The sequence below is a fragment of the Kribbella sp. NPDC054772 genome (genome assembly GCF_053611945.1).
In genome coordinates this window covers 1-1,315 of record NZ_JBSHBJ010000071.1, presented here as the reverse complement: position 1 = coordinate 1,315, position 1,315 = coordinate 1, and the positions used below count along the sequence as shown (strand labels likewise).

Below are 1,315 nucleotides of genomic sequence, written 5' to 3'. Positions count from 1 at the left end.
TGGGCCTGACCCGTTTTGACGGACATCCGAGATCAGGAGCTTGTGCTCCGGAAGGATGTTCATCATGGAGTCCATGGGCAAGAAGAAGCCGCGGCCTCGTCGTAGGTTCACGCCTGAGTTCAAGGCCGAGATCGTCGAGTTGTGCCAGCGTGGCGACCGGTCGATCGGACAGATCGCGAAGGACTTCGATCTGACCGAGACCGGAGTCAGGGAGTGGGTGAAGCAGGCCGAGCGTGATGCCGGTACGCGCTCCGACGGATTGACTACCGCCGAGCGGGACGAGCTCGCGCAGCTGCGGCGGGAGAATCGCCGGCTCCGAGAAGACGTCGACATCCTCAAGCGGGCAACGGCTTTCTTCGCGAAGGAGACCCGGTGAACTGCTACCCGTTCATCGAGGCGGAGAAGGCTGGCAACCACAACGTCGCCAGGGCGTGTGAGTTGCTGAGGGTCTCCCGTTCCGCCTACTACGCCGACCGAGCCAGCGGACCCTCGCCCCGTGCGCAGCGCGACACCGAGCTGACCTGCAAGATCATCGAGATCCACGACGAGTCCACCCTGACCTACGGCTCCCCGCGGGTCCACTGCGAGCTCCAAGCCCAGGGCGAGCGGTGTTCCCGCAAGCGGGTCGCCCGGCTGATGCGGGCCGCCGACCGGCACGGGCACACACCACGAAGATGGAAGAAGACCACCGTCGCCGACCCGGCCGCCGAGCAACGCCCGGACCTGGTCGGCCGCGACTTCGCCGTCGACCCAGACCAACCCAGCCGGCTGGACCGCCGCTGGTGTGGCGACATCACCTACATCCACACCTGGCAAGGCTGGCTCTACCTGGCCACCGTCATCGACCTCGCCTCCCGCCGCGTGGTCGGCTGGGCCACCGCCGACCACCTGCGCACCGATCTAGTCGCTGAGGCTCTCACCGACGCCGTCAACCGGCGCCGGCCGGCCCCCGGCGTGCTGTTCCACTCCGACCGCGGCTGTCAATACACATCGACCCAATACGCCAACCTAGCAAGGGATTCTGGCGTGACGCTGTCAGTCGGGCGCAAGGGGCAGTGCTGGGACAACGCGGTCGCCGAATCCTTCTTCGCCACCCTCAAGACCGAGCTCATCCACCGCCACGCCTGGCCCACCCGCAAAGCCGCCACCAGCGCGATCTTCGACTACATCGAAGGCTGGTACAACACCCGCCGACGCCACTCCACCCTCGGCTACCTCTCCCCGGCACAATACGAAGCGAGCACCACGCTTACCGCCGAGAAGGTAGCCTGACCACCTCACACCGACCCTGTCCGTCGAAACGGGTCAATCCCAA

2 protein-coding genes are annotated in these 1,315 nt (G+C 66.2%); both read left to right on the top strand.

Features of this window, described 5'->3' with window-relative positions; all coding sequences use genetic code 11:
- The first annotated feature begins 64 nt into the window (after window positions 1-64).
- Window positions 65-376 carry a transposase gene (locus ACWGID_RS41445; RefSeq protein WP_452204944.1) on the top strand — a complete coding sequence of 104 codons (312 nt, stop codon included), beginning with the start codon at window positions 65-67 and terminating at the stop codon, window positions 374-376.
- On the top strand, window positions 373-1,272 hold the full coding sequence (locus ACWGID_RS41440; RefSeq protein WP_452204942.1) for an IS3 family transposase: 900 nt from the start codon (window positions 373-375) through the stop codon (window positions 1,270-1,272). The genes ACWGID_RS41445 and ACWGID_RS41440 overlap by 4 nt, the downstream gene beginning before the upstream one ends.
- The last annotated feature ends 43 nt before the right edge of the window (window positions 1,273-1,315 follow it).